20 protein-coding genes are annotated in these 23471 nt (G+C 72.8%); 10 read left to right on the top strand and 10 right to left on the bottom strand.

What is annotated here, in order from left to right; genetic code table 11:
* Positions 1–146: 146 nt before the first annotated feature.
* Both ACQP0T_RS01510 and ACQP0T_RS01505 read left to right on the top strand, forming a co-directional pair.
* Positions 147–1958 carry a dynamin family protein gene (locus ACQP0T_RS01510; RefSeq protein WP_433870948.1) on the top strand — a complete coding sequence of 604 codons (1812 nt, stop codon included), beginning with the start codon at positions 147–149 and terminating at the stop codon, positions 1956–1958.
* Entirely contained in the window at positions 1955–3406 is a 1452-nt protein-coding gene (locus tag ACQP0T_RS01505; protein ID WP_433870947.1) for a dynamin family protein, read from the top strand. The genes ACQP0T_RS01510 and ACQP0T_RS01505 overlap by 4 nt, the downstream gene beginning before the upstream one ends.
* 21 nt (positions 3407–3427) lie before the next feature.
* On the opposite strand, the gene ACQP0T_RS01500 is transcribed toward ACQP0T_RS01505, so the two are convergent.
* Entirely contained in the window at positions 3428–4567 is a 1140-nt protein-coding gene (locus ACQP0T_RS01500; protein WP_433870946.1) for a Clp protease N-terminal domain-containing protein, read from the bottom strand.
* 279 nt (positions 4568–4846) lie between these two features.
* Between ACQP0T_RS01500 and ACQP0T_RS01495 the strand changes: the two genes are divergently transcribed.
* Together ACQP0T_RS01495 and ACQP0T_RS01490 are read left to right on the top strand one after the other, a co-directional pair.
* Positions 4847–6244, top strand: a complete 1398-nt coding sequence (locus ACQP0T_RS01495) for a sensor histidine kinase (RefSeq protein ID WP_433870945.1) — start codon at positions 4847–4849, stop codon at positions 6242–6244.
* Positions 6241–6894: a response regulator gene (locus tag ACQP0T_RS01490; protein WP_433870944.1), complete on the top strand. Its 654-nt coding sequence runs from the start codon at positions 6241–6243 to the stop codon at positions 6892–6894. The genes ACQP0T_RS01495 and ACQP0T_RS01490 overlap by 4 nt, the downstream gene beginning before the upstream one ends.
* A gap of 460 nt (positions 6895–7354) precedes the next feature.
* Here the strand turns inward: ACQP0T_RS01490 and ACQP0T_RS01485 are convergent, their stop codons facing one another.
* From ACQP0T_RS01485 to ACQP0T_RS01475, 3 genes are all read right to left on the bottom strand, one after another.
* Positions 7355–8800 carry a catalase gene (locus ACQP0T_RS01485; protein ID WP_345359275.1) on the bottom strand — a complete coding sequence of 482 codons (1446 nt, stop codon included), beginning with the start codon at positions 8798–8800 and terminating at the stop codon, positions 7355–7357.
* The gene (locus ACQP0T_RS01480; protein WP_345359278.1) at positions 8797–9285 is read right to left on the bottom strand and encodes a Fur family transcriptional regulator; all 489 of its coding nucleotides are present in this window, start codon (positions 9283–9285) and stop codon (positions 8797–8799) included. Before ACQP0T_RS01480 ends, ACQP0T_RS01485 begins: the two co-directional genes overlap by 4 nt.
* Positions 9286–9869: 584 nt before the next feature.
* Entirely contained in the window at positions 9870–10103 is a 234-nt protein-coding gene (locus tag ACQP0T_RS01475) for a hypothetical protein (RefSeq protein WP_433870943.1), read from the bottom strand.
* 593 nt (positions 10104–10696) lie between these two features.
* Here ACQP0T_RS01475 and ACQP0T_RS01470 point away from each other — a divergent pair.
* The gene (locus ACQP0T_RS01470) at positions 10697–11080 is read left to right on the top strand and encodes a hypothetical protein (protein ID WP_433870942.1); all 384 of its coding nucleotides are present in this window, start codon (positions 10697–10699) and stop codon (positions 11078–11080) included.
* A complete protein-coding gene (locus tag ACQP0T_RS01465; protein ID WP_433870941.1) occupies positions 11077–11517 on the top strand; it encodes a hypothetical protein in 441 nt (146 codons plus the stop codon). The genes ACQP0T_RS01470 and ACQP0T_RS01465 overlap by 4 nt, the downstream gene beginning before the upstream one ends.
* Before the next feature lie 67 nt (positions 11518–11584).
* On the opposite strand, the gene ACQP0T_RS01460 is transcribed toward ACQP0T_RS01465, so the two are convergent.
* The gene (locus ACQP0T_RS01460) at positions 11585–13054 is read right to left on the bottom strand and encodes a gluconokinase (protein WP_433870940.1); all 1470 of its coding nucleotides are present in this window, start codon (positions 13052–13054) and stop codon (positions 11585–11587) included.
* Positions 13055–13283: 229 nt separating this feature from the next.
* Here ACQP0T_RS01460 and ACQP0T_RS01455 point away from each other — a divergent pair, with 229 nt between their 5' ends.
* Entirely contained in the window at positions 13284–16007 is a 2724-nt protein-coding gene (locus ACQP0T_RS01455; RefSeq protein WP_433870939.1) for a M48 family metalloprotease, read from the top strand.
* A 5-nt stretch (positions 16008–16012) separates the two neighbouring features.
* Here ACQP0T_RS01455 and ACQP0T_RS01450 read toward each other — a convergent pair whose 3' ends face one another.
* The 3 genes from ACQP0T_RS01450 to ACQP0T_RS01440 form a co-directional block, all read right to left on the bottom strand.
* Positions 16013–16528 carry a hypothetical protein gene (locus ACQP0T_RS01450; protein ID WP_433870938.1) on the bottom strand — a complete coding sequence of 172 codons (516 nt, stop codon included), beginning with the start codon at positions 16526–16528 and terminating at the stop codon, positions 16013–16015.
* Positions 16529–16829: 301 nt separating this feature from the next.
* Positions 16830–17894: an aspartate-semialdehyde dehydrogenase gene (locus ACQP0T_RS01445; protein WP_433870937.1), complete on the bottom strand. Its 1065-nt coding sequence runs from the start codon at positions 17892–17894 to the stop codon at positions 16830–16832.
* Positions 17894–19159 carry an aspartate kinase gene (locus ACQP0T_RS01440; protein ID WP_433870936.1) on the bottom strand — a complete coding sequence of 422 codons (1266 nt, stop codon included), beginning with the start codon at positions 19157–19159 and terminating at the stop codon, positions 17894–17896. Before ACQP0T_RS01440 ends, ACQP0T_RS01445 begins: the two co-directional genes overlap by 1 nt.
* Positions 19160–19516: 357 nt before the next feature.
* Here ACQP0T_RS01440 and ACQP0T_RS01435 point away from each other — a divergent pair, with 357 nt between their 5' ends.
* The 3 genes from ACQP0T_RS01435 (at position 19517) to ACQP0T_RS01425 (ending at position 22945) form a co-directional block, all read left to right on the top strand.
* Entirely contained in the window at positions 19517–20680 is a 1164-nt protein-coding gene (locus ACQP0T_RS01435) for a mannosyltransferase family protein (protein WP_433870935.1), read from the top strand.
* A 385-nt stretch (positions 20681–21065) separates the two neighbouring features.
* Complete coding sequence (locus tag ACQP0T_RS01430) at positions 21066–21677, top strand: nitroreductase family protein (RefSeq protein WP_433870934.1); 612 nt, start codon at positions 21066–21068, stop codon at positions 21675–21677.
* 176 nt (positions 21678–21853) lie between these two features.
* Entirely contained in the window at positions 21854–22945 is a 1092-nt protein-coding gene (locus ACQP0T_RS01425; RefSeq protein ID WP_433870933.1) for an aminotransferase class V-fold PLP-dependent enzyme, read from the top strand.
* Here the strand turns inward: ACQP0T_RS01425 and ACQP0T_RS01420 are convergent.
* Together ACQP0T_RS01420 and ACQP0T_RS01415 are read right to left on the bottom strand one after the other, a co-directional pair.
* A complete protein-coding gene (locus tag ACQP0T_RS01420) occupies positions 22926–23168 on the bottom strand; it encodes a hypothetical protein (protein ID WP_433870932.1) in 243 nt (80 codons plus the stop codon). The genes ACQP0T_RS01425 and ACQP0T_RS01420 overlap by 20 nt on opposite strands.
* A 32-nt stretch (positions 23169–23200) precedes the next feature.
* On the bottom strand, positions 23201–23356 hold the full coding sequence (locus tag ACQP0T_RS01415) for a DUF6131 family protein (protein ID WP_433870931.1): 156 nt from the start codon (positions 23354–23356) through the stop codon (positions 23201–23203).
* Between the last annotated feature and the right edge of the window lie 115 nt (positions 23357–23471).

Genomic DNA, 23471 nt, shown 5'->3' with positions numbered 1-23471 from the left:
GAGAATGCCGGAATTCGCGCACCCCGCGCGAATTCCGGCATTTCGGCCTTCCGAATTCGGGGTTTCCGCACGGAGTGCGCAGAGTGCCGATGTGAGTTCACCCCTTCGGGTTCCTCCGTGCACCGCAGCACGCCACAATGACCGGCGTGATCGAGACGTCGCTAGTGGAACTGATCGATCGCGCTACTGCCGAATGCGCCGAGCAGCAGCGCGCTGATCTGCACGGACGCCTGCGGCAGATCCGCACCCGCGTCCTGGACCCGACCCACCTGGTGCTGGTCGTCGGTGAACCGCAGCAGGGCAAGAGCGCGCTGGTCAACGCGATCGTCAACGCCCCGGTGTGCCCCGAGGGCGACGGCGGCAGCGGCGCGGTGCCGACCCTCGTGCGGCACGCCGACGAACCGAGCGCGCTGCTAGTCGAGCACGAACCCGCGCACGGTCCGGCCGCGCTGGAGCGGGTGCCGGTGCCCGTCGAGGAGGTCCGGGAGCAGGTCCGGCAGGCCGTCGACGCCGGGCGGCCGGTCACCCGCGGTGAGGTCGGCATCCCCCGGGCGGTGCTCCAGGGCGGGCTGGCCCTGATGGACACCCCCGGCGTCGGCGGGGTCTCCACCTCCCTGACCGCCACCACGCTCGCCGTGGTCGCCGAAGCCGACGCGTTGCTCATGGTCTCCGACGCGACCCAGGAGCTCACCACCAACGAGCTGGCGTTCCTCAAGCAGGTCACCGCGCTGTGCCCGAACGTCGCGCTGGTGCAGCCCAAGATCGACCGCACCCCGCACTGGCGGCAGGTGATGGAGGTCAACCGCAAGCACCTGACCGGAGCGGGCGTCTCGGCCAAGATCTTCCCGGTGTCCTCCGCGGTGCGGATGCGCGCGATGCAGGCCCGCAGTACCGACCTCAACGCCGAATCGGGCTTCCCGCCGCTGCTCGAATACCTCAAGAGCGAGATGGCGGGCAAGCACGAGCAACTCACCCGGCGGCTCGTCGCGCACAACGTGTCCGAGGCGCTGAACCAGATCACCACCGACCTGCGCGCCGAGCTGGCCGCCCAGAACCCGCGCACCGCGGCCCAGACCCTCGTGGAGCTGGAAACCGCGCAGCGCCGCGCCGAGGACCTCAAGCGGATCTCGAACCGCTGGCAGAAGACCCTCAACGACGGCATCTCGGAGCTGTTCACCGACATCGAGTTCGACTTCCGGGAGCGCACCTGGGCGGTGCTGCACCAGGTCAACGAGGCGTTCGAGGAAGCCGATCCGCTCGAGGTCTGGGACGAGTTCAACTCGTGGCTGGCCGACCGGCTCACCGACGCGATCAGCGAGACCTACGACTGGCTGGAGGACCGCAGCGCCCGGCTCGCCGAGCAGGTCGCCGACCAGCTCCAGCGCGACCACGCCCACGTGCTGCCCGAGCTGGAGCGCATCCGCCAGCCCGATCCGCTGGACGACGTGCCGCACCCGAAGCTGCCCAAGCATTCGGAGTTTCCCCGCTTCGACCAGGTCCTCACCGGGCTGCGCGGCTCCTACGGCGGCGTCCTGATGTTCGGGCTGATCACCACGCTGGCCGGGCTGCCCGTGATGAACGTGGTGTCCATCGCCGCCGGTGTGCTGCTGGGCAGCAAGAGCCTCAAGGAGGAGAAGGACATGCGGTTGCGGCGTAGGCAGACCGAGACCCGCAGCGCCGCGCAGCGGTACGTCGAGCAGGTGGTGTTCCAGGTGAACAAGGACGCCAAGGACACCATCCGCGGCGTGCACCGCGCGCTGCACGCGCACTTCAACCAGCTCACCGAGCACGCGCAGCAGGAGATCAGCCTGACCATCCAGGAGATCAAGCGCACCGCCGAGCGCAGCGCGGTGGACCGCGACCAGCGCGCCCGGGAGATCAAGCAGAAGCTGGAGGATCTCAACGCGCTGCGCCGCCGTGCCCAGATGCTCACCCAGAACCGGATCACCGCGGCATGAGCGCCGAATCCCTGCTGGAGCGCGCCCGTGCCCTGCTGGCCCGCACCACCACGTTCTACCGCGACGTGCCGCGCACCGCGACGTGGCTGCGGGAGCGGCTGGAGCGGCTGGACCAACCGCTGCGGATCGCGGTCAGCGGCCAGGTCAAGGCGGGCAAGTCGACGCTGATCAACGCGCTGGTCGGCACCGAGCTGGCCCCCGCCGACGCCGCCGAGCGCACCCAGGTGCCCACCCTCTACCGGTACGGGCCGGAGCCGAAGGTGCTGGTGCACACCCCGCACGGCACCGTGCAGAACGCGCCGGTCTCCACTGTGGACGCCGCGACCGTGCGCGATCTCCAGCACTGGCGGCCGGACGAGGTCGCCCGGTTGGTGGTGGAGTCGCCGACGCCCGGCCTCCAGGCCATCTCGCTGATCGAGACCCCGGGCGTCGCGTCGGCGGCGGTGCGTGAGACCGGTCGCTCGGCGCTGGCCCAAGTGCTCTCCGAAGCCGACGCGGTGCTCTACCTGACGCGGCACCCGCACCAGACCGACGTGCAGTTCCTGCAGTCCATCCACGAACTGCAGATCGCCCGCCGGGCGCCGATCAACACCATCATCGCCTTTTCGCGCGCGGACGAGGCGGGCAGCGGCGCGGAGGCCCTGGGCACCGCCGAGCGGATCGCCGACCGCTACCGCGCCGACCCGACCGTGCGGTCCTTCACCCAGCACGTCATCCCGGTCGTGGGCCTGCTCGGCCAGGCCGCGGCGACCATGACCGACGAGGAGTTCACCGCTCTCGCCCGGCTGGCCACGCTGAGCGAGGCCGACCAGGAGGCGCTGCTGCTGTCCACCGACCGGTTCACCCGCAGCACCGCACCGGAATCGGTGCCCGCCGGGACCCGCGCCGCGCTGCTGGGCCGGTTCGGCAGCTTCGGCGTCGAGCGGGCGCTGGCGGCGCTGCGCGGTGGGGTGCGCGAACCCGGTCGGCTGCGGACCGAGCTGCTGGAGCAGAGCGGCCTCACCGCGCTGCAGGAAGCGGTGCACCGGCAGTTCGTCGAGCGGCAGGAGGCACTGCGCGCCCGCAGCGCGCTCCTCGGGGTCGACATGGTGCTGCGGGCCAACCCGCGTCCCGGTTCCAAGCAGTTGCGCGGGGAGTTCGAACGGCTGATGGCCAACGCCCACGACTGGGACGAGCTCCGGCTTCTGTCCGCATTGGACTCCGGCCAGGTCCGGTTCCCCCGTCCGTTGCAGGCCGAGGCCAAGCGGCTGCTGGGCACCGCCGGGCCGGACCGCCGCAGCCGGCTCGGCCGCGACGCGCACTCCTCCGACCAGGATGTCGCCGACGATGCCTTGGCCGCCGTCCACCGCTGGCGCGACCAGCTCGTCAACCCGCTGCACGACCGCGCCCACCGCGATGCCGTCCGCACCGTGCTGCGCACCTGCGAGCAGCTCCTCGTCAACCCCTGACCCGGTCCCCCCGCGCATCGATCAGCATCCGAGGGCGTCGCGGAGTTCGCCGACGTCCACGCCCAGCGTCGACAGCAGCGCGGTCCCCGGGTCGTCGTCAGCCGCCAGCAACGCGATCAGCAGGTGGTTGGTCCCGGTGGCCTTGGCACCGCGCTCGGAGGCGATTTCGCGCGCGCGGTGCAGCACGCCTTCGACGCCGCTCGCCAAGCTCGGGTCGGTCGGCCGCGACCGCTCGCCCGACGGGGCCAGGTCGGCGACCGCGCCGGCCGCGGCGGCCCTCGCGACGCCCCGGTCGCGCAGCAGTTCCGCGCCCGCGTTGTCCACCGCGAACCGCTTGCGGAGCCGTTGTCCGGAGGTGGCGATCTGCTCGTCGACGACCAGCATCGCCAGGACCAGGTGCGCCGTGGTCACCTGCGGATGTCCGAACCGGACGGCCTGGCGCATGGCTTCGCGGCGGACGGTGAGCACCATCGGTGTCCCGAATCCCCCGCTGGACAGGGAGCGGGCCAGGCCGCCCCAGTACGGTCCCCGCTCGGTGAGCATGCCGAGGTGGCGCAGGCCGGTCACGCTGTCCCCGTGCCAAGGGCCGTCCTGCCGCGCGCTGGGGTGATCGGTCAGTCCGGTGCGGATCCCGCCCGGGTCCAGCCCCCGTTCGCGCAGCGCCTCACCGGCGCGGTTGGCCGGGTCGTGGAGCAGTCCCAGCAACAGGTGGGTCGCGCCCGCCCGGGCGACGCCGAGCTCGTGCGCGCCCAGCAGCGCCCGGCCGATCGCCGCCACGAGCGCCGACGTCGCCTGTGGACGCAGTTCGTCCGAACGCGACTCCCCCGCCACGTCGGTCTTCCGCTGCCACGCCGACCACTCCACCTCGCGCAGCAGCGCGCCGACCGCGAAGTGGTCGGCGAACACCACGTCGTCGGTCCCGTCCTCGCTGCCCCAGCGCGCGGCGTCCTTGGCCACGACCGCCAGCAACTCCTCAGCGCCCCTCCCACCGGGCACCAGCAGTTCCTTGGCCGCGGCATCGCCCCGGAGCAGCGCAGCGAGCAGGTGCTCGGTCCCGACGGCGGGGTGTCCTGCGCGGAGCGCCTGCCTGAACGCCTCGACCAGCAGCGTCGTCGCCTCGCCTGAAGCGTCGGCCGTGATGGGATGCGATTCCGTGCGCATGTCCGTCCTTCCTCTGCCCGATTCTGCTGCCGGACCTGCTGCCGGGCCGTTCACCGGCGCTGTCCTTCCACACCGGACCGAGCGGTACCGTTCCAGCGGCCGAGCCCGCTCCATCCGACGTGCTCCCAGACTAAGGAACCGCCGCCCTGCCGGGCATGGGCCGATCGGCCAGGCATCCTGGCCGATCGGCCAGGATGCTCGAGCCGATCGGCCGTGGTGGTGACGCCGGGCGCTCGGCGACGATGGAGCCGTCATCGAGTCGGAAGGGAGGTTCGCGACATGGCTTCGCTCGTCGGTCTCGTCGCCCGCGAGGCGCGGGAGGTCCGCGGTGCCGTGCGGTCGGCGTCGCGCCGCGTGCTGGTCACCGAACTGGCGCTGACCCTCGCGGTGCTCCTCCTCGGACTCGTACCGATGCCCGCGACCGAGCTCTCGCCCGGTCAACTCGTCGGGGCGGCGGCCCTCGCGTGCTGGACTGCGCTGCTGGTACCCGCCCGACGGCGGTGGCCGAGCGCGACGCTGCTGGCCACGGCACCCGTGTTCGCCTTCCACAACGTCTGGGTCCAAGCCGCGCTGCCGGCCATCACGTTCGCGGTGGCGCGGCGGATCGCCCCCGCGTGGCGACTGTGGACGGTGGTGTCGGCGACCGCCGCGGCGGATCTGCTGCTCATGCTGATCGTCACGCGCGCCGAGCCGTACGGGATCGGCCTGGCGATCGCCGGTTATGCGGGCAGCCTCGCGCTCCTGCTGCTGCTCCCCGCGCTGTCCGGCGCCCTGTTCGGACGGCGCCGCCCCCTGGTCCGGGTGCTGCGGGAGCGCAACGAATACCTGGAGCAGTCGCGGCTGCTCACCGCGGAGAAGGCGCGCATGGCCGAACGCGCGCACCTCGCCGCCGAGATGCACGACATGCTCGGGCACCGGCTCAGCTTGATCTCGATGCACGCGGGCGCGCTGGAGCTCACCGCCGCCCAGGAAGCGCCCCGGGTGAGCGGCCAAGCCGAGCTGCTGCGCACCACGGCGGGCACCGCGCTGAGCGAGCTGCGCGACGTCCTGGGCGTGCTCCGCGACACCACGGGCGATCCACCCGGTGCCGTCGGCGAGCGCAGCGGTACCCGGGAGGACATCACCGAGCTGGTGTCGGAGTCCCGGCGGGCGGGCGTGGACGTGGAGCTGACGTGGTCGGGCGCGAACCTCGACGACGTGGACCTCCGGATCCGCCACGGCGTGCACCGCGTGGTGCGGGAAGGCCTGACCAACGCGCACAAGCACTCACCGAACTCGCGGACCGAGGTCGCGGTCGGCTACGAGGCCGGGCGCGTCGAGGTGCGCGTGACCAGCGCTCCGCCGCCGGGCGCCCGGCCCCGCGCACCGGGTACGCGTCAGGGCTTGGTCGGCCTGGAGGAGCGGATCACCCTGCTCCGCGGGGCGTTCACCGCTGGTGCCACCGCCGAGGGCGGCTTCCGGATCGCGGCCGAACTGCCGGCGCATCCGGGATTGCCCGCGACCACCGGCGCTCGGCATCCTCCCGCGGGCCGGGAAGTTCCCGAACCGCTCGACGCCGAGGTGCTCACGCTGCCCCGAGCGCTGGGCGCCGGATGCCTCGGGCTGCTGGCGGGGGTGCCGGTCGTCACCGCGATGATCCTGTTGATCTTCATGCTGGTCTTTAGAATGACCCCGTGATCCGGACCCTCATCGCCGACGACGAGGCGCTCATGCGAACCGGCATCCGCCTCATCCTGGACAACGCCGACGACCTCGAAGTCGTGGCCGAGGCGCCGGACGGGCACGCGGCGGTGCGGGCCTGCCGCGAGCACGAGGTCGACGTGGCGCTGCTCGACGTCCACATGCCCGGCGGCGACGGCATCAGCGCCATCGCGGGCATCGCCCGGGAATCACCGCGCACCCGCGTCGCCATGCTCACCGCGTTCGGCGACGACCACAACCTCGCCGAGGCGCTCCGGGCCGGAGCCGTCGGCTTCCTGCTCAAGGACACCGGGCCCGTCGAGCTGATCCACGCCGTGCGGGTCGCCGCCACCGGCGAATCGATCCTGTCCCCGCAGATCACCCGCAGGCTCATCGAACGCCACGTCCTCTCCGGTGACGATCAGGCCGACACCGCCCGGCGCCGGCTCGACCGGCTCACCGACGCCGAGCGCGACGTGCTCCGGCTGGTCTCCACCGGGCTGTCGAACGCGGAGATCGCGCAACGGCTGCACATCAGCACGGGCACCGCGAAGGCGCACGTCAGCCGCATCCTCACCGCTCTCGACTGCGCCAACCGGGTCCAAGCCGCCATCCTCGCCCACGACGCGGGCCTGCGCGCCGACTAACGCCCCCGGCGGGCACCGCCCGCGCGACCCGCGCCCGCCGGGCCGCACACCTGCCGCGCCACGGCACCGCACCGGTGGTGCGGGTTCCGGCCCCGGAAGCGATGGCGGCCGGTCGAGCGGCACCGCTCCGGCGCGTCCGGGACCGCTGTTCCCGCCGCGGACCCGAGGTGGCGCGGCACCGGGCTCACCGGCGCTTGTCGTGGTGGGTGTAGTGGCCGGGCCCCGGGTGTCGATCGTGGTCGAGCGGTGCGTCATGTTGCGCGAGATCCGCCAGAACTTGAAGCCCCACGACGTGATCCGCCCGTTGTGGGTGTTGATGTAGACCGGCCCGAGCTTGAACCGCTTGTGCAGCCGGAACCCCATCGCCGCCTCCTCGGCTCGTCGTCCGCTTCCCCCATCCTGCCAGGAAAGCGATCGGACCCGGGAGCACGCGGCTCCCGGGTCCGGTCAGCGGTTCAGGTCAGCCCTGGACCTTCTCGGCGATCTTGTCGCCCGCGTCCTTGTCGACGTTGCGCCAGTACTCCAGCGCCCGCTCCAGGACCGGCGCGCTCACGCCGTTGGAGAGGTGGCCGGAGACGTTGTCGATGAACCGCGCGCGCTCCTCGTCGCTGAAGACCTCGCGGACCAGCGTGCCGGGCTGGCCGAAGTCATCGTCCTCGGAGTGCTTGGCGTAGGCCGAGCGCAGGACCTCCTGCTCGATGCCGGTGGCGGCGTCATCACCGGCGAACGAGCTGTCGGCGTGCGGGCCGCCGTAGGAGTTCGGCGCGTACACCGGGTCCTGGCCGAAGCTGTAGCGCATCGCTCCGTCCTTGGAGTAGCTGTTCACCGGCGACACCGGGCGGTTGACCGGCAGGTCCATGTAGTTGGCGCCGATGCGGTAGCGGTGCGCGTCCGGGTAGGAGAACAGCCGGCCCTGGAGCATCTTGTCCGGGGAGGTGCCGATGCCGGGAACCAGGTTCGACGGCTCGAACGCGGCCTGCTCGATCTGCGCGAAGTAGTTCTCCGGGTTCCGGTTCAGGACGAACCGGCCGACCTTGATCAGCGGGTAGTCGCCGTGCGGCCACACCTTCGTCAGGTCGAACGGGTTGAACCGGTAGTCCGCGGCGTCCTCGAACGGCATGACCTGGACGTAGAGGACCCAGCTCGGGTGGTCGCCGGCCTTGATGGTGTTGAACAGGTCGCGGATGTGGTGGTCCGCGTCCACTCCGGCCAGGCGCTCGCCCTCCTCGCCGGTCAGGAACTCGTGGCCCTGGTCGGTCTTGAAGTGGTACTTGACCCAGAACTTCTCGCCCGCGGCGTTGGTCCACAGGTAGGTGTGCGAACCGTAGAGGTTCATGTGCCGCCAGGTCCGCGGGAGGCCGCGGTCACCCATCAGCCAGGTCACCTGGTGCGCCGACTCGGGGCAGTGGGTCCAGAAGTCCCACTGCATGTCGTGGTCGCGCAGGTGGTTGTCGGCCCGGCGCTTCTGCGAGCGGATGAAGTCGGGGAACTTGATCGCGTCGCGGATGAAGAACACCGGCGTGTTGTTGCCGACGAGGTCGTAGTTGCCCTCGCTGGTGTAGAACTTGATCGCGGTGCCGCGCGGGTCGCGCCAGGTGTCGGGGGACCCCAGCTCACCCGCGACCGAGGAGAAGCGGATCAGGGTCTCGGTCCTGGTGCCCGGCTGGAAGACGGCCGCCTTGGTGTACTGGCTGACGTCCTCGGTGACCTCGAAGAAACCGAAGGCGCCGCCACCCTTGGCGTGCACCACGCGCTCCGGCACGCGCTCGCGGTTGAACTGCGCGTTCTTCTCGATCAGGTAGTGGTCCTGCAGCAGCACGGGGCCGTTGCTGCCCGCGGTCAGCGAGTGGTCGTCGCTGGCGACCGGGATACCGGCGTTGGTCGTCGTGGGTCGTGCCGACGTCACGATCGTCCCTCCTCATGGTGGTGGCTGGGTTCCTCGGCGACCGAGGCCCGACAGTCTGGGCAGAGGCCCCAGAACACGACTTCCGCCTCGTCCACCGCGTATCCGGCCAGGTCGCTGGGCGCCAGGCACGGCGCGGCGCCTCGGACGCAATCGACGTCCTCGGCCTTGCCGCACCTGCGGCACACGAGGTGGTGGTGGTTGTCGGCAGTTCTGGTCTCGAACCGAGCCGGATGCCCCGCCGGCTCGATCCGCCGCAGCAACCCGACGTGGGTGCATGCGTTGAGCACGTCGTACACGGCCTGCGTGGACACCGAACCGAGCTGTTCGCGCACCGCACCGGCCACCTGATCAGCGGTCGAGTGCGGATGTCCGGAGAGCCAACGCAGCACCGCGATCCGCGGCTTGGTGACTCGAAGCCCGGCAGCACGCAACCGCTCCCGCGGATCGCCCGCGTCGACGGCTGGAGTTTCGGGGGTCTGAGCCATAACGACCCCAGTATGCCACGACAAGACTGGAATCAGTCAAGAAAACCCAACCGCGTCCGGCGAGCCGCCGCTCACAGATCACCCCAGCGCTCCCCAGCATCCAGGCCGTCGGGACGCACGTCCAGACCGCGCCGGAAACTCACCCGGACCCGCCGCTCCGGCCCACCCCAACGGGTAGCGCTCGGCGGGCGGGGCCGCGCCCACGGGGCACGACCTCCGGCCCGCCCCCGGCGCGCCGAGCAACCGCCACGAGCTCGGGCGACCGCCTCGTGCCCTCCAGCACCACCACGGCCTCGCGGCGCTCGACGCCCCGCCGGACACTCCTCGCGACACCGGCGGACCGACACCGGCGGACCGACACCGGCGGACCGACACCGGCGGACCGACACCGGCGGACCGACACCGGCGGACCGACACCGGCGGACCGACACCGGCGGACCGACACCGGCGGACCGACACCGGCGGACCGACACCGGCGGGCACGCGGCGGCGCCGCGTGCCCGCCCCGGATCCCCGCCTGCGGCCCTCAGCGGCACGCGGGCCTGCGTCCCGGCGCCGGGGCGGCGCCGCCCGTCAGCCGCCGGTCACCGCGTTCGCCTGGGCGGTCCCAGGACGGCAGCCAGGCGCACCGAAGGAGGTTCCGCGCTGACCCGGCGGTTCACCTTCCGCAGGACCACCAGCGACAGGACGAGCGCACCGACGTCGACGAGGGACCACACCGACCAAATCTCGTGCGGGTGGCTGTGCGACCACAGCAGCACCGTCGCGACGAGTCCGCCGAGAACCGAGATCAGGGCGACCGTGCGCAGAGCACTCATGACATCCTCCGGGAAACCGTCGATCACCGCGCGACCGAGCCGACTTCAACGCCACCGAGCACTCTCCGCTACGGCTGTGAGCGCTTCGTGAGCACGAGGTGAGAGGCCCCTCATCCAAGATCACCTTGTCGGGTGACGCGCTCCCGCCCAGGTCAGCGACCGGAGGACTGGGCTGCGGCGGATCCCGCACCGCCCGAGGTGGTCCGGCCACCGGGCCGCGACGGCCGCGCCGGTGAGCCCACCACGCCGGTGCGACTTCGCCGGGCCAGGCGGGGAGAGCGCGCCTCGCGACGCGGAGCTGCGGGCACCGGAGCGGGACGTCCGGCCTGTTCGTCGCACCGACGCCCCTCGGCCGCACGCGAGGGAGGCGGTGCGGCTCGGGAGCGGCCGCGGTCGAGCGCGCTGCGGTGCGGCCCGTCCGGCGTCGCTCCGCCTCGGTGGTCCCGTGGCGGCGCCGACCGGCCTCCCGAACGGGTGACCACGGTCGTCGGTACGCGCCACGCCTTCGACGGGCCGGACGTCAGAACGCTTCCGGCGGCGCGTGCGAGCGCCACATCCTGTGCCTTCCGATTCGCCTTCGCCGGGGGTGGGCAGTGGTTTCCTCGATCTCGTTCTTCATCGCCGGGCACCAGGACGACGCGCTGCTGTTCCGCGGCGAGTTCCTGCAGACCGACGTGAACACGCCCGGCGCCCGGGTGGTGCACATCGTCACCACCGCCGGGGACAACGGCTGGCAGCCGTCCTGGTGGCAGGCGCGGGAGGCGGGTCTGGTCGCCGCGCACAACAGGGCCCAGGCGCCCGATCAGTACCCCACCGCGGTGCGGAAGAAGTTCCACAAGAACGTCACCGTCTACGACACCCCCGGTGGGCGTGCTACTTCCTGCGCCTGCCCGACGGCAACCTCCGGGGCCAGGGGTTCGCGCGCACCGGGTACGTCAGCCTGGTGTGGCTGCGCAACGACAAGAATCGGCGGATGAAGGCCATCGACGTCACCGGCAACGTCCCGGACTCGACCTACTCCTGGGCGGACGTCCAGGGCACGCTCCGGGCGATCATGAACCACGAACTGGCGAAGCTGACGCAGAACCCGCGTCCCCCGCAGTGGTTCAACATGGCCGACAACGTGGCGTCGACCAACCCGGGAGACCACTTCGACCACTACGCCACCACCCAGGCGGCACTGCTCGCCGGGGCCACGGCCCACCACCGGGTCTTCTGGGTCTCCTACGCCACCGCGGGACGGCCCGCCAACCTCCCCGCCGGCCTGCTGGCGGCCAAGCGCACCTTGTTCTACGCCTATGCCGACTCGGTGCACGCCGCGACCGGCATGGGCATGGACTACTTCCACAACGAGTGGCGGCAGTGGGGGCCGAAGAGCTACGCGCGGGTCGTCCGGGCCAGGGCGGCGAGCTGAGCCGCGGGGCGGCCCCGCCCGCGCCCCACGTCGAACCCGGTCGGCCCGTGCGCGTCCCGCCGCCCCGTCAGGCCAGGTCGCGGAGGAAGCTGTGGAGCTGGTCGACGAGCGGACGGCGCTTGGCCATCAGGAGCGCGGCCTGCGGATCGGGAGCGGCGGTGCGGTCGGGCTGGACCAGGTCCGCCGCGTGCTGGAGGTCCTCGATCTCACCGAGGGAACGCCAGCCGAGCAGCACCGCGCCCAGCCCCGAGCCACCGGTGCCCTCGGCCAGTTCGATCTCGATGTCCAGCGCGGAAGCGATCGAGTCGGCCCAGAGCGCGCTGCGGAAACCGCCGCCGGTGGCGCGCACCGCCTGCACCGGTGCACCGGAGTCGATCACGGCGTCGCGGACCAGCGCGAGCTGCTGGGCGACGCCTTCGACGACCGCGCGGGTCAGCTCGGCGCGGCCGTGGGAGCGGCGGAGTCCGACGAACGCGCCGGTCAGGCCAGGCTCCCACCACGGCGCCCGCTCGCCCAGCAGGTACGGCAGCGCGATGAGGCCGTCCGCCCCGGGCGCCACCTCCAGCGCCTCGTCGAGCAGTTCGGGAACCTCCACCCCGAACGCCTCCGACGCCCACTGCGCGACCACGCCGCCGTTGCTCACCGCCCCGCCGATCACCCACAGGCCCTCGCCGATCGCGTAGCTGAAGGTGCGGCACCGCTCGTCCACGCCCGGCTGCTCGCGGGTCACCCGCAGCGCGCCGCTGGTGCCCAGGGACAGCGCGGCGACCCCCGGGCGGACCGCGCCGACGCCGAGGTTGGCCAGCGGGCCGTCCCCGCCGCCCAGCACCACCGGCAGCCCCGCCGCCAGCCCCACCGCGTCGGCCAGCTCGGCCTTCAGCGGCAGCGAATCCGTGGGCGCGGCGATGCGCGGCAACTGGTCGGCCCGGATGCCCGCGACCTCCAGCGCCGGGGCGTACCAGTCCAGCTCGTGCATGTCCTGCAGCCCGCTGCCGGAGGACAGCGAGTACTCGGTGACGAACTCGTCGACGAACGCGCTCACCACGAAGTCCTTGAGCGCGCACCAGCGCGCCACACCGGAGGTCAGGTCGGCGCGCTCGGCGGTCAGCCACGCGAGCTTGACCATCACCGACTGGGTGTGCACCGGGGTCCCGGTGGCGCGGTGCAGCGCGGGCGATCCCGCGTCGGCGCGCAGCCGGGCCGCCACCGCCGCCGCCCGGGTGTCGCCCCAGGTGAAGGCGGGCGTCACCGGGGCGCCACCGGCGTCCAGCCCGACCAGGGTGTGCATCGCGGTGCTGAACGACAGCGCCCGGACCGGGTGGCCGTGCTCGGCCGCCCAGCGCACGCACTCGGCCAGCGCGTCGATCGCGGCATCGCGGACCTCGCGGGCGTCCTGCGTCGCCTCCCCGGTCTCCTCGGTGCGCAGCGGGTACGGTCGCTCGGTCTGGTGCAACACCTCCGCGTCGCTGGTCGCGGCCACGACCTTGGTCGCCGTGGTGCCGAGATCGATGCCGAGGACCACCGGGGCTGCGCTCATGCTCCCAACCTAGTCGCCGGAAATGCCGTTCTCGACGCCCCGTCCTGCCGGGCGTGAGTTCAGTCGCCCTCCGCCGCCCGCCACCACCGGGCGCGACCAGGATTGACGCCGCGAACCGTTCGCTGGTCAACTGTGCTGCGGTGGGCGCTCGTCGCTCCGGTCCGCGGACGCGATGGGGGTCGTCCGGGCAAGTCGGCGCCACCTCCCGGTTCACGGCTAGGGCGACGAGATGACCAAGTCGGTTCCACGGACACGACTCCACGACCGCAGCGCCACCGCGGGCACCACCGCCCGCTTCGCACTCCTGGCCGTGCTCATCCTGGCGAGCAGCGTCTTCATGGCGCGCATGGGCCTCGTCGCCGCCGGGCTCTCCGACGGCGGGGCCTGCCTCCTCGCGGGCGGGCACGTGCCGAACGCGGACCCACCGCCCGAACTGCTGCGCAGCCAGGCGTATCAGCGGTGCACCGCCCGGCACTCGCCCGCGCCGCCGTGGCTCGCCCCGGCGGCGCTCGCCGCCCTGCCGATCGCCGCGGGCGCGCTGTTCCTCCTCCTGCCCGCGTGGAAGGCGCGGCGCGGGCGGTTCGTCCCGCTGGCCGAGGTGGACGACGACGGCGCGATCCGCCGCGACCTGGAGCGGTTCGCGGAGCTCGCCGGGCTCTCCCGGCTGCCGCGCGTCGTGGTCGATCCCGCCGCGGTGTCGGTCGGTGCGGTGGTGTTCGGCCGCACCGGACGTCCGACGCTCTGCCTGCACGGCGGCCTGCTCGCCCGCCGGACCACGGCGCCGGAGGACTTCCGGGGCGTACTGCTGCACGAGCTGGCGCACATCCGCAACGGCGACATCACGCTCACCTACGCCACCGTGGCCTTGTGGCGGGTGTTCACCGGGCTCGTGCTCCTCCCGTACGCGGCCGGGTTCCTCGTGCTCATCGCCACCACGCTCAGCCAGGACGGGGCCCGCTACGTGGGTCTGCCCGCGGTGCGCGCCACGGTCCTCCCGCTGTTCCTCACCGCCCTGGTGCACCTGGCCCGGGCCGACGTGCTCCGAACCCGGGAGCTGCACGCCGACGCCACCGCCGCCCGCTGGGGCGCCGACACCCGGCGGTGGGGCGGCGCCGGGGACGCCGCGCCGCCGCCCGGCGCGCGCCGGGTCCTGGCACGGGTCGCGGAGCTGTGGTCGACCCACCCCGGCTGGCAGCGGCGCAGGGCCGCGCTCGGCGAACCCGCATCGCTGTTCACCCTGCCCGCGCTGCCGATGCTGCTGACCGGAGCGGCCACGACGCTGATCAACGGCAACCTGTGGGCGCACCTGGCCCTGGAGCTCCCCGGGGCCTGGCTCGGGCGGCTCGTGATGACGCTGGCCCCGGCCCTGCTGATCACCGGCGTCGTCGGCGTCGGCATCCGGCGGGCCGTGCTGCACGCCGCGCGCACCGGGCACCCGGCCCCGTCCGGCGCACGCGCCGGTCTGTGGCTGGGGATCGGAATGGCCGTCGGCGAGCTGTTCGTCAGCCGGATCGCGACGACCCGGTGGCTGCCCGGCCAGCCCGTCGTCGTGCTGCTCCTGGTGGCCGCCGGAGCGGTGTTCGGGTGGTGGGTGCACCAGACCACGCACCTGTGGCTCAGCACCCGGCCCGGGCACGCGCGCACCGGCGCCGTGCCGGTGCTGGTCACCGCCTGCCTGGGGCTGTTCGCCTGGTTCTGGTGGTGGGCGCACTCCGGTGTCGTCCTGGCCAACCTGGGCAACCTGCTGGGCGAGTGGTCCAGCGGCACGCTGGTGGCGCTCCAGACCGGCGACCACGCCGGGATCGTCGCCCCGTCGGTGGTGGTCTCGGCGCTGACCAACACCGTCCTGGCGACCCCGCTCGCCCTCCTCGCGATCGTGGCGGCGTGGGCGGTGCCGCTGTGGATCTGGGCCACCGGGCCGGCCGGGCCGAGCCGTCCGCCGCTGCGGCGCCCGCTGCTGGCCGGTGCGCTCGGTGGTGTGTTCTGCTGGGCCGGGATCGTCGGGACGAAGGCCGTGCTGCACGGCTGGTCGCCCCCGATCGGCCAGCGCGGGACGCCCTTCGCCCTGCTGTACCAGGCATGGACCTCGACCGCGCTGCTCGCGGGGGCGGTGCTGGCGGCCACCGTCGCGAGCGTCGCGGTGCCCCGCCACCGGTTGATCGCCGCGCTCATCGCGGCGCACACCGCGGTGCTGACCGGCTTCGCGGTGGTCTGGGTGCTCACCGCGGCGGACGGCTGCATCCCGCCGCTGGCCACGCTCGCGCCCGGCTGCCAGTGGCGCCCGGCCGCGGCGTGGCAGGGCTTCCAGTTCCAGCTGGCGGTCGACCTGGTGCTCAGCGCGCTGCTCGCCATCGCGGTCGCCGGGATCGTCGCGGTGCTCCGGGCCCGCGGTCGCGGCGCCGCACCCCCGCGACCGGCCGGACCGGGCCGCCGGAGCGCCCGCCTGATCTGCGCGGGCGTGCTGAGCGCGGTCACGGCGGGATTCCTCCTGGCCGACGCGGTCCGGGAGCGGCCGGACGCGGAGCACCTCGGCGAGGCGTTCCGGGCGGCCCAGATGCGCTCGTCGCAGACCACCGCCTGGTACACGCTCGGAGCGATGGAGGTCATGGGGCGCTACGGCGACGCGCACAACGGGCTCCGCGCCTTGGTGACCGAGATGCTCCGCGCCCCGGACGCCGCGGCGTTGCACTCCGGGATCCGGGCGGCGTGCACCGAGTTCGACCGCGCGGGCCGGGAGGGCCGGGCCTACTTCCCCGCTCCCGACCCGGCCATGGCCCCGCACTGGGAGGCCTTCGTCAGCCTGGCGGAGGCGGGCAGCCGGGACTGCCTGCGGTGGGTCCACCACGGCGACGAGGCCGCGCTGCGAGCCGGGCTGGACCGGATCACCCGGGCGACGCACACCCGCAACGCCCTCATCGAGCAGCTCAACGACGTGCTGGCGGAATTCCGGTAGCCACCTCAGCCCGCGGTGGTGTCGCCCTCGTCGGACTCCAGGGCCAGCCTGGCCACCACGGCGTCGGCGACCGCGATGGCGCGCTCCTCCGGCATCCCGCGCTGGCGGGCCGCCTCCAGCACCCGCTGCCGCACCTCGGCGAGCTGCTCGCGGGTCAGCGGCGGGACCTCCACCGCGGCGGGGCGCTTGCGGAAGACCTTCCGCAGACCCGCACCGAGCCCCTTGGCCGCACCGTCCACAGCGGACCCGACGACCTTCCGCGCCGCCTCGTCCAGCACCAGCCACACCACCGGCGTCACCATCACCACGAGATCGCCGAGGCCGAAGCCCAGCGGCTCGCGGCGACCGCGCTGGTCCCGCAGCCGACGCACCACCGCGTCGTCGTCGAGCCGGGACAGGCCGAGCACGACCGGCCGCTCCTCCGGCGCCACCGCGACGACCACGTCGTGGACCACGTCGCGCACCGCCGTGCCCCGGGTCCCGGGCGTGCGCTCCCCGGACGTGGTCGGCTCCGAACCCATCACCGTCTCCCCCAGCCGTTCCGCTCGCCGCGGCGGACCGACCGCCGCGCAGGTCACCAGCCTGGCCCCTGGTCGGCCACCGCGACGACGCCCGAACGGCTGAACGCCACCGGAGCACGACGCGCCACCAGCGCACGAGCCGACGGGCGAGCAGGCCCGCAGCGGTCGTCGAGAGGTCCATGCCTCCACAGTGCCCCGGATCGCACGCCAGTTCGAGGAGGTTCACCCGGCCGTGGAAAACACGAGGCGGGCGCCCCCTCCCGGACCGGGAAGGAGCGCCCGCCTCGTCACCGACCGGGGATCAGCTCGCGAGCGTCTCCGCGATCTCGTAGGTGTTCAGCGCGGCGCCCTTGCGCAGGTTGTCGCCGCAGACGAAGAAGTCCAGCGTGTTCGGGAAGTCCAGCGCCTGCCGGATCCGGCCGACGTAGGTCGGCTCCTCGCCCACCACGGCCGCCGGGGTCGGGAAGGCCATCCGCTCCGGGTCGTCCTGGAGCACCACGGTCGGCTGCGCCTCGAACACCCGGTGCGCCTGCTCCACCGGCACGTCCTGGGCGAAGGTCGCGTGCACCGCGAGCGAGTGGGTGGTCACGACCGGCACCCGCACGCAGGTCGCCGAGACCTTCAGCTCCGGGATGCCCAGGATCTTGCGGGACTCGTTGCGGACCTTGAGCTCCTCGGAGGTCCAGCCGTCGTCCTTGCGCGACCCGGCCCACGGCACCACGTTGAGCGCCAGCGGTGCCTTGAACGGGGTCTCCTCGGGCAGCCCGGCGGCGGTCAGCGCCTCGGCGACGTCACCGCTGCGCACCCCGACCTGCTTGCCCGCTACGGCGGCCACCTCGGCGTAGAGCCGGTCGACGCCCTCCTGACCAGCGCCGGAGGCCGCCTGGTACGAGGACACGACCAGCTCGCGCAGGCCGAACTCGTGGTGCAGCGCGCCCAGCGCGGCCATCATCGACAGCGTGGTGCAGTTCGGGTTGGCGATGATGCCCTTGGGCCGCTCGTGCACCTGCGCGGCGTTGACCTCGGGCACCACCAGCGGCACCTCCGGGTCCATCCGGAAGGCGCCGGAGTTGTCCACCGCGATCGCACCGCGCTCCACGGCGATCGGGGCCCACTCCGCGGAGACCTCGTCCGGCACGTCGAACAGCGCGATGTCCACGCCGTCGAACGCCTCCGGGGACAGCGCCACGACGGTGTTCTCCGCCCCGCGCACGGTGATCTTCTTGCCCGCCGAGCGCGGCGAGGCGATCAGCCGGATCTCGCCCCACGGCACCGAGCCGCGGCCGTTGATGATGTCGATCATGACGGTGCCCACCGCGCCGGTGGCACCGACGATCGCCAGCGTCGGCTTCGTTCCCAGGGTCATCAGCGACCACTCCCCGCGTACACCACGGCCTCTTCCTCGCCACCGAGCTCGAACGCGGCGTGCAGCGCGCGCACCGCGTCGTCGAGCTGGGTGTCGCGGATCAGCACCGAGATCCGGATCTCCGAGGTGTTGATGATCTCGATGTTCACCCCGGAATTGGACAGCGCCTCGCAGAACGTCGCGGTGACGCCCGGGTGCGAGCGCATCCCGGCGCCGACCAGCGAGACCTTGCCGACGTGGTCGTCGTAGACGACCTGCTCGAAGCCGAGCTCGGTCTTGATCTTCTCCAGCTCCGAGACGGCCTGCGCGCCGTTGCTGCGGGACACGGTGAAGGTGATGTCGGTGCGCCCGGACGAGGTTCCCGAGACGTTCTGCAGCACCATGTCGATGTCGATCTCGGCGTCGGCGACGGCCCGGAAGATGCGACCCGCGATCCCCTGCTCGTCCGGCACGCCGCGCACGGTGACCTTGGCTTCGGACCGGTCGTGCGAAACGCCGGTGATCATCGCTTGTTCCACGGAAAGGTCCTCCACTGAACCGGACACGATCGTTCCGGGCTTGGGCGAGTACGACGAGCGGACGTGCAGCGGCACCCCGTAGCGGCGGGCGTACTCGACGGCGCGCAGGTGCAGCACCTTCGCGCCGGTCGCCGCCATCTCCAGCATCTCCTCGTAGGTGATGCGATCCAGGTGCTCCGCGTCGGGGACGATCCTCGGGTCCGCGGTGTAGACGCCGTCGACATCGGTGTAGATCTCGCACACGTCGGCGCCCATCGCGGCGGCGACCGCGACCGCGGTCGTGTCCGAGCCGCCCCGGCCGAGCGTGGTGATGTCCTTGGTGTCCTGCGCCACGCCCTGGAAGCCGGCGACCAGCACGACCTGGCCCTCGGCCAGCGCCTCCTGCACGCGGCCGGGGGTGACGTCGATGATCCGGGCGTTCTGGTGCGCCGAGGTGGTGATCACCCCGGCCTGCGAGCCGGAGAAGGACCGCGCCTCCGCGCCGAGCGACTCGATCGCCATCGCCACCAGTGCGTTGGAGATGCGCTCACCCGCGGTGAGCAGCATGTCGAGCTCGCGCTCCGGAGCGGCCGGGTTGACCTGCTGGGCGAGGTCCATCAGCTCGTCGGTGGTGTCTCCCATCGCGGAGCACACCACGACCACGTCGTTGCCCGCCTTGCGGGTCTCCACGATGCGTTCGGCGACCCGTTTGATGCGATCGGCACTCTCGAGTGAGGAACCGCCGTACTTCTGGACGACGAGCGCCACCTGTAACCAAACCTCCTCGAGCCGTGCGGTCGTCCCGGGTGCGGGGGTGGTCCCCGCACTGACGCCGGGTGGACGAAGGACCCCGGCGCGCCGGGTACGGTGCGCCGGAGAGCCCCGCGACCGGTAGGCGGCAGCGTCGACCGGAATCCTGTCGATGACGCCTTCCACCAGGTCGCTCCGCTGCCCGAATAGCCTACAGAACTGTCACCGGCCGGACCCACCTCTGTGATTCGCGACTACCGTGTGGGACCGGATTGTCGACAAGGTCGGAGGAGCCGGTTGTCCCCCACCTCAGGAGCGGTCGGACCCCGCCCCGGGCAACCTGAGAGCACGGTCACTGCTCAGCGGAAACACCCGGTGTCGGAGTCGGGGACGGCACCGGATCCGATCCCCGCCCGCTACCGGGCGGCGGCGCGGCTGCTGGCTCCCGGTGTGGTCTACCTCGCAGTGCGGACGATCGGGCTGCTGGTGCTGGTGTGGCTGTCCGCCGCCAACGACGAGGACGTGCTGTCCAACCTGGCCGCCTGGGACGGCGAGTGGTACCTGGAGATCGCCGAGCACGGGTACGCCGGCGTCGACCCGAGCATGGTCGACGGCTTCGGCAACCGCTACCCCGAGACGTCGATGGCGTTCTTCCCCGCCTACCCGGTGCTCGTGCACGCCTTCTCGCTGCTGCCCGGGTTCAGCGCGCTGGGCGGAGCCGTGGCGGTGAGCCTCATCGCGGGCGTGTTCGCCGCCTACGGCCTGACCCGGCTGGGTGAGCGGGTCGGCGGCAACCGCACGGTGGGACTGCTGCTCGTCGTGCTGTTCGCGGCGGCGCCGATGTCGGTGGTGCTGTCGATGGCCTACTCCGAGGCGCTGTTCTGCGCGCTGGCGATCTGGGGGCTGATCGGCGTCCTGGAGCGCAACTGGGTGCTGGCCGGGTTGTGCTGCGCGGCGGCCGGGCTGGTCCGCCCCACGGCGGCGGCGCTGCTCGCCGTGGTCGGCCTGGCCGCGCTGATCGCGGTGGTGCGGCGGCGCGACGGCTGGCGGCCGTGGCTGGCGATGCTGCTCGCGCCGAGCGGGCTGGCGCTCTACATCGGCTGGGTGGCGACGCAGACGGGCGCGCTCAACGGCTACTTCGAACTCCAGCAGCGCGGCTGGTCGTCGGCCTTCGACGGCGGCCTGGCCACCGGCGAGTTCCTGCTGGAGTCGCTGGCGATGGACAAGTCGGTGCTGGAGACCTTCACCGCCTGGATCGTGCTCGCCGCGCTCGTGCTGCTGGTGCTGTGCGCCAAGATGCGGATGCCGTGGCCGCTGCTGGTCTTCGCGATCGCCGTGCTGGTGGTCGACCTCGGCTCCGACGGCCTGATGTACTCCAAGGTGCGGCTGATGCTGCCCGCCTTCCCGCTGCTCATCCCGGTGGCGATCGGGCTGTCCAAGCGCCGGCGCTCGACGGCTTGGGCCAGCGCGGCGCTGCTGGTGTTCTTCGGGTCGTGGTTCGGGGCCTACTCCCTCACCGCCTGGCCGTACGCTATTTGAGGGTTCGTGGTCTTTGTGCGGAGCGGTGCGGGTGGCGGAACCTCAGCGGCCTTCTCGCTCCGGGCGCCCTTCTTGATGGATCGCCAATACACGGCATCAGGGCGTCCTCGCGAGAAGACAGCCGAGAACCCGCGGCGGTGCCGGTTGCTTAGGTGGGGTGAAGCGGAAGCGGCTTTCGCCGCTTTCCTGACGGTGGTCAGCTTCGGCGCGTGCTTGGGTTGGAAGCGGCTTCGCCGCTTGCTTGGTTGTGGTGTTGCCTTGGCTTCGGGCCCCTCGGCCGGGTGTTGGACGGGTGCCGGCGTGGCTCCGGGGGTGCGCCGGGGGTGTGATCGGTGGAAGACTCGGTGGCGCACCGCACTGGCCGCGACCGCTGGAGGGACGCACCGTGACCGATGAGCTGCCCGTGACCAAGCCCGCCGACACCTCGGTGCCGGTGCACCCGCTGCTGGCCGAGCGGTGGAGCCCGCGCGCGCTGGACCCGACCGCCGAGATCGGCGACGACGCGCTGCGGGCGCTGTTCGAAGCGGCGCGCTGGGCCCCGTCGTGGGGCAACACCCAGCCCGCGCGCTACCTGGTGGGCCGCCGGGGCGAGGAGACCTTCACCCGGATCCACGCCGCGCTGTCGCGGGGCAACTCCGGCTGGGCGCAGTCGGCCGCCGTGCTGCTGGTCGGCGTGGCGCGGGTGGTCGACGAGGACGGCGAGAAGCTGCCCTACGCCGAGTACGGGATGGCGCTGGCCACCCAGAACCTCGTGCTCCAGGCCGTCGCCGAAGGGCTCGTGGCGCACCAGATGGCGGGCTTCGACCGGGACGTGGTGCGCAGCGGCTTCGAGGTCCCCGCCGAGTACCAGCCGATGGTCGCGGTCGCCATCGGCGGGCAGGCGCTCTCGCACGAGGAGCTGCCGGACCGGTTGCGCGAGAAGGAGCTCGCCCCGCGCACCCGCAAGCCGCTGTCCGAGCTGGTCTTCGCCGAGCGCTGGGGCCGCTCCCCGTTCTGAGCGGGGTCCGCGGAATTCACCTGGAGCCGCGGCGGAATCGTCCGAGTGCGCTGACGACGCGCCGATTCTTCGGGTATTACTTCCCTCGTGTGGACGAGCACGAGACCCGCTGCCGCGGCGTTGGACGACGCCGACGACCTCGCGTCGCTGCGCGCCCACTACCGCCTGCCGCCGGGGTGATCCACCTCGACGGCGGCGCGGGTGGACCGCAGCCGCGCACCACGCCCGCCCGGCTGCGCCGGTTCGTCGACCACCGGCCGGAGCCGAGGGCGCGCCGCGGCGACGGCGAGTGCCGCCGCGAGGCACGCGGGGCGGCCACCGCCCTGGCTCCGCTGATCGGCGCCGCACCGGAGGAGATCACCTTCGGCGAACCGTCCATCACGCTGTTCAAGGCGCTGCTGGCGGCGGCCCGGCTGCGCCCGCACCGGCGCATCCTCGCGCTCGGGCGCAACTGCTTCGCCGGGGACCACTACGTCGCCGAATCCGCCGCCCGGTTCACCGGCTGCACCCTGCGCCTGCTCGACCACGTCGACGAACTCGCCGACCTGCCCGCCGATCAGGTGGTGATCGTCGCGCTCGCCCACACCGACCCCACCGGGGCGGTGCGCGACGCGGCGGCCCTCACCTCGGCGATCCGGGAACGCGACGCCCTCGCCCTGTGGGACCTCAGCTACTCGGCCGGCGCCCTCGACGTCGACCTGGACGCCTGGGGCGTCGACTTCGCCATCGGCGCCGGGCACCGCTTCCTCGGCGGGGGCGCGGGCGCACCGTCGTACTGCTTCGTCGCCGACCGGCACCGCGCCCGGACCCGGGTGTGCGGCGGTGGCGTCGTGCTGCACCCGCTGTCCAGCGGCTTCGGCGATCCCTCCTCCGCGCTGCCGCTGGCCGAACTGCACGCCGGGCTGTCCGTGCTGCGCGACGTGCCGCCCGCCGCGCTGGCCGCCAAGACCCGCGGGCTGGTGTCGCTGTTCCTGCGCCGCCTCGACGAGCACTGCCCGGACGCCGGGATCGAAGTGGTCCCGACCCCGCCGGGGATGCCGCGGGGCGCGCAGGTGCTGCTGCGGCACCCGCACGCCCAGCGGCTCGGCGATGCGCTCTACAACCGGGGCGTGCTCGTGGAGGGCGTCGAGCCGGACCGGCTGCGGTTCAGCTTCGCCCCGTCCTGGCTGCGCCACGTCGACGTCTGGGAAGCCACCGACGAGCTGCACGGAGCCCTGCACGACATCGCGCTGCACGACGTCGCGGCGGTCAATCCTCCGCGACGCTGACCCGCGCCGTCTCCCGGGCGGGCGCCTGCTCCGGCAGCTCCACGCTGCCCCGGTTCGCGCGGTCCTCGCGCATCATCCCGCGGATCTCGTCGAGCACCAGCGTCTGGGCCATGACCGCCCAGTACAGCGCCTCGTCCTTGGGTTTGAGGTCGGAGACCGCCGAACGCGCGCGGGACAGCGCCTCGTCGGCATCGGTGACGGTCTTGTCCTTCTTCTTCGCCATGGTGCGACTCCTCCCGGTTGCGCCGCCGAGCGTCAGAACCAGTGCTTGCGACCGCCGATGGCGTGGCCCAGCCGGCCGGCCACCGCCAGGGCGAGGCCGACCACCACGAGGATGATGCCGATCGTCCAGAGGATCGATATGTTCGCCAGCAGTCCGATGAGGAGCAGGACGACTCCGAGGGTGATCATGTTTCCTCCGTTCCACGGGGAGTGATCGTCGGGGTGCCACGCGTGGGTACCCGCTATGCCCGCGGGAAAACCGGCGCGCCCGCGGGAAGACCGGCGCAGACCCGAGGCGGCTGGC

The sequence above is a fragment of the Saccharopolyspora sp. CA-218241 genome (genome assembly GCF_050954615.1).
Taxonomy (GTDB): domain Bacteria; phylum Actinomycetota; class Actinomycetes; order Mycobacteriales; family Pseudonocardiaceae; genus Saccharopolyspora; species Saccharopolyspora cebuensis.
This window is presented reverse-complemented; position numbering and strand designations above follow the sequence as displayed.